The organism is Streptomyces sp. ID05-39B (assembly GCF_033794725.1).
Lineage (GTDB): Bacteria > Actinomycetota > Actinomycetes > Streptomycetales > Streptomycetaceae > Streptomyces > Streptomyces bobili.
In genome coordinates this window covers 1-4,021 of sequence record NZ_JARGEF010000409.1, presented here as the reverse complement: position 1 = coordinate 4,021, position 4,021 = coordinate 1, and the positions used below count along the sequence as shown (strand labels likewise).

Genomic DNA, 4,021 nt, shown 5'->3' with positions numbered 1-4,021 from the left:
CAGCCCCTCGTCCAGCACCAGCCGCACCCCCGCGGGCAGCCGCACCTGCGTACCGGCCGGCCCGCCCGCACGCGGGCGCGTGGTGCCCCGCCCGTCCGGTTCCCGCACCTCGACCGCCCACCGCCCGTCGTCCCCGAGCGTGGAGAAGTGCACCACCACGCGCGCGTGCCCGATCCGCCCGTCCACGGCCGCGGCCAGCGTCGGCGAGGTGTTCACCACCAGCAGATCCCCGGCCCGCAGCAGGCCCGGCAGCTCCCGGAACACGTGATGCGCCGGTTCACTCCCACGCGACACCAGCAGCCGTACGCAATCCCGGTCCCGCCCCGGCCCGCGCTGCTCGGCCGGAACCCGCGCCGACAGCTCCTCCGGCACCCTCAGGGCCAGCGTCATCGCCGTCCCTCCAGCAGAGCCGGTGCCCCGAACCGCCCGCTCGGCGGCCGCTCGTCCAGCAACCGCACAAACGCCGGCACCACACTCCCCGGATCGGGCCGCACCCCGTCGTCCCCCGGTACGGCCGCCGCGTACAGGTCCGTCGCCATGTCCCCGGGGTCCACCGCCCACACCCGCAGCCCCGGCTCCTCCTCGCCGAGCACCGCCGCGAGCTGGTCGAGGGCCGCCTTCGACGCCCCGTAACCGCCCCACGTCCCGTACGCCTCGGCCGCGGCGTCCGAGCTGAGCGTGATCACCGCACCGTCCGGCGCCGCGCGGAGCAGCGGCAGCGCCTCCTGGACCAGGCCGAGCGCCGCCACGACGTTCACCTCCAGGGCCCGCCGCAGCCCGTCCAGGGGCAGCTCCGCCAGCCGTACCAGCGGCTCGGCGCCCAGCGCGCTGGCGTTGTTCACCAGCAGCCGGCACCCCCCGAGCCGCCGCGCGGCCGCCACCAGCGCGCCGCGGTGCCCGGGATCGGTCACGTCCCCCGCGAGCGCCTCCACCCTCGTCCCGTGCTCCGCGACCGCGGCCGCCGTCTCCTTCAGCACCTCCGCCGTCCTGGCGTCCAGCACCAGATCCCAGCCCCGCGCGGCCAGGGCCTCGGCGAGCGCCCGCCCCAGCCCCTTCGAAGCCCCCGTGATGATCGCAACCGGCATGACAACCGTCCCCTCGTCGACCCGCCACTCGGCGGTGCCCTCACCGTAGGAACGCCACCGCGGCGGCCGCCTCGGACGCGGGACGGGGCCCGCCGGGGCCCTTCGACGTACGCCCCCGGCACCGGGGACCTCAGCCCTAGGCCCTGCGGCCTACCCCGGTGCGTCACAGGTCCGATGCCCGCTGTCACACCCCGCCGGTACCGTGAGGAGCATGAGTCAAGGCCCCCGGTCCGGCCTCGCCGCGGTCAGTTCCGCGCTGTTGGCCATGAGCAGACACCTCGAGGTACGTGACGTCCTGAAGACGATCGTCGCCTCGGCCCGTGAGCTGCTCGACGCGCAGTACGCCGCGCTCGGCGTCCCGGACGACCACGGAGGCTTCGCCCAGTTCGTCGTCGACGGGATCGGCGAGGAACAGTGGAAGGCCATCGGCCCGCTGCCGCGCCAGCACGGCATCCTGGCCGCGATGCTGCACGAGGCCAAGCCCGAGCGCCTCGCCGACGTGCGCAAGGACCCACGCTTCGAGGGCTGGCCGTCCGCACACCCGGAGATGTCCGACTTCCTCGGCCTGCCCATCCGAGACGGCGACGAGGTCATCGGCGCCCTGTTCCTTGCCAACAAGCTCTGCCCCGCGCGGGCAAACCCCCCGCGCCCGAAGTCCGAGGGCCGCTGCGGCTTCACCGAGGACGACGAGGAACTGCTCTCGATCCTCGCCCAGCACGCCGCGATCGCCCTCACCAACGCCCGCCTCTACGAGCGCAGCCGCGAGCTCACCATCGCAGAGGAGCGTTCCCGGCTCGCCCACGAACTGCACGACGCGGTCAGCCAGAAGCTGTTCTCCCTGCGTCTGACCGCCCAGGCCGCCGCCACCCTCGTCGACCGCGACCCCTCCCGCGCCAAGGGCGAACTCCAGCAGGTGGCCGCCCTCGCCGCCGAGGCCGCCGACGAACTGCGCGCCGCCGTCGTCGAGCTGCGCCCCGCCGCCCTCGACGAGGACGGCCTCGTGGCCACCCTCCGCACCCAGATCCAGGTCCTGGACCGCGCCCACTCCGCGCGCGTGACCTTCACCGGCCACGGCGTCCGCGCCCTGCCCGCCGCCCAGGAGGAGGCCTTCCTGCGCGTCGCACAGGAGGCGCTGCACAACGCGCTGCGCCACTCCGGCGCGGAGCATGTCGACGTGACCCTGCACAAGCGCGGCCCCGACACCGTCCTGCGCGTCACGGACGACGGCAGCGGATTCGACCCCACGGCGGTCCGCAGAGCCGGCCGCCACCTCGGCCTGGTGTCGATGCGCGACCGGGCCGGCGGGATCGGCGGCAGCCTGACCGTGGAATCGGTGCCCGGCAAGGGCACCACGATCGAACTGGAGGCTCCCGGTGGCTGACCCGATCAAGGTGCTGCTCGTCGACGACCACCAGGTCGTCCGCCGGGGCCTGCGCACCTTCCTGGAGGTGCAGGACGACATCGAGGTCGTCGGCGAGGCGGCCGACGGCGCCGAGGGAGTCGCCCGCGCCGAGGAACTGAAGCCCGACGTCGTCCTGATGGACGTCAAGATGCCGGGCATGGACGGCGTGGAGGCCCTCCGTAAACTCCGGGAACTGGCCAACCCCGCGCGCGTGCTGATCGTCACCAGCTTCACCGAGCAGCGCACGGTGGTCCCCGCCCTGCGCGCGGGCGCCGCCGGGTACGTCTACAAGGACGTGGACCCCGACGCGCTGGCCGGAGCCATCCGCTCGGTCCACGCCGGACACATCCTGCTCCAGCCGGAGGTCGCCGGCGCCCTCCTCTCCCAGGAGGAGGCCAACTCCGGCCAGGGCAGGGGCGGTTCGCTCACCGAGCGGGAGCGCGAGGTCCTCGCCCTGATAGCGGACGGCCGCTCCAACCGGGAGATCGCCCGAGCCCTCGTGCTGTCCGAGAAGACCGTCAAGACCCACGTCTCGAACATCCTGATGAAGCTCGACCTCGCCGACCGCACCCAGGCCGCCCTGTGGGCCGTACGCCACGGTGCCGCCGGCTGAACCCTGCCCATCCGGACGCGTCTCCTCCGGTCTGAGATTCATACCGTCGCGGGAATGTCCCCCGGATGGCGCACCCTTGGCCGGTCGCCGGCGTTCTCCAGTGCGTGCCGCGGTGATCGCCGCGGCAATCGCCAGGAGGGGTCAGAAGTGAAGAACCTGAAGAAGGCAGCGGCCGTGACGATGGTGGCCGGCGGGCTGGTGGCCGCGGGCGCCGGGATGGCCTCCGCCACCAGCGGTGCGTCGGCCGACGGTGTGGCCGAGCGCTCGCCGGGCGTCGTCTCGGGCAACGCCGTCCAGGCCCCGGTGCACATCCCGGTCAACGCCGTCGGCAACAGCGTCAACGTCATCGGCGTGCTCAACCCGGCCTTCGGCAACCTGGGACTCAACCACTGAGTCGTCCCAGCCCTTCGGCCTCCCCCGGCCCCACTCCGGGGAAGGCCGGTCCGCTTGTCGCCCGAATCGCCCGAACGGGCCGTTTGGTGCCAGGCCCCGTACCGCCGGCCTCCCTCCCGCGTTGATCAGCTCACGACCCGCGGCCGGGTCGCCCACGCAACAGCAGGAGGAACCCTTCTCATGAACATCGCCAAGAAGGCCGCTCTGGCCCTCACCGTCGCCGGTATCGCGGCCGGCGCCTCCGCCGGTGCCGCTGTCGCCGACGCGGGCGCCGAGGGCGCGGCCGTGAAGTCGCCGGGCGTCGGCTCGGGCAACGTCGTCCAGGTCCCGGTGCACATCCCGGTCAACGCCGTCGGCAACAGCGTCAACGTCATCGGCCTCCTGAACCCCGCCTTCGGCAACACGGGCGTCAACGACTGACACCCGCCCCACACAGCAAGGGCCCCACACCGACAAGGTGCGGGGCCCTTCGGCCTACCCCCCGCGCAGCCTGTGGGCATGCGTGCCGCCTGGGGCGATGGGGGAGGG

At 73.7% G+C, this 4,021-nt stretch carries 6 protein-coding genes; 4 read left to right on the top strand and 2 right to left on the bottom strand.

The features are described 5' to 3' along the window. A partial coding sequence (locus P1P75_RS40195) for an S-adenosylmethionine:tRNA ribosyltransferase-isomerase (RefSeq protein ID WP_319264660.1) occupies positions 1–390 on the bottom strand: 390 nt, incomplete at its 3' end. Next, positions 387–1,085, bottom strand: coding sequence for an SDR family oxidoreductase (locus P1P75_RS40190; RefSeq protein ID WP_319264659.1), 699 nt, complete (start codon positions 1,083–1,085; stop codon positions 387–389). The genes P1P75_RS40190 and P1P75_RS40195, both read right to left, overlap by 4 nt. Positions 1,086–1,296: 211 nt before the next feature. Between P1P75_RS40190 and P1P75_RS40185 the strand changes: the two genes are divergently transcribed. The 4 genes from P1P75_RS40185 to P1P75_RS40170 all read left to right on the top strand — a co-directional run bounded on the left by P1P75_RS40185 (position 1,297) and on the right by P1P75_RS40170 (position 3,913). Continuing rightward, entirely contained in the window at positions 1,297–2,466 is a 1,170-nt protein-coding gene (locus P1P75_RS40185; protein ID WP_319264658.1) for a GAF domain-containing sensor histidine kinase, read from the top strand. Further along, positions 2,459–3,100, top strand: coding sequence for a response regulator transcription factor (locus tag P1P75_RS40180; protein WP_319264657.1), 642 nt, complete (start codon positions 2,459–2,461; stop codon positions 3,098–3,100). Before P1P75_RS40185 ends, P1P75_RS40180 begins: the two co-directional genes overlap by 8 nt. A 147-nt stretch (positions 3,101–3,247) precedes the next feature. Continuing rightward, positions 3,248–3,493 (top strand): chaplin ChpE, encoded by a 246-nt coding sequence (gene chpE / locus P1P75_RS40175; RefSeq protein WP_319264655.1) that lies wholly within the window; start codon positions 3,248–3,250, stop codon positions 3,491–3,493. 180 nt (positions 3,494–3,673) lie between these two features. Continuing rightward, positions 3,674–3,913 (top strand): chaplin, encoded by a 240-nt coding sequence (locus tag P1P75_RS40170; RefSeq protein ID WP_150470308.1) that lies wholly within the window; start codon positions 3,674–3,676, stop codon positions 3,911–3,913. Positions 3,914–4,021: the final 108 nt, after the last annotated feature.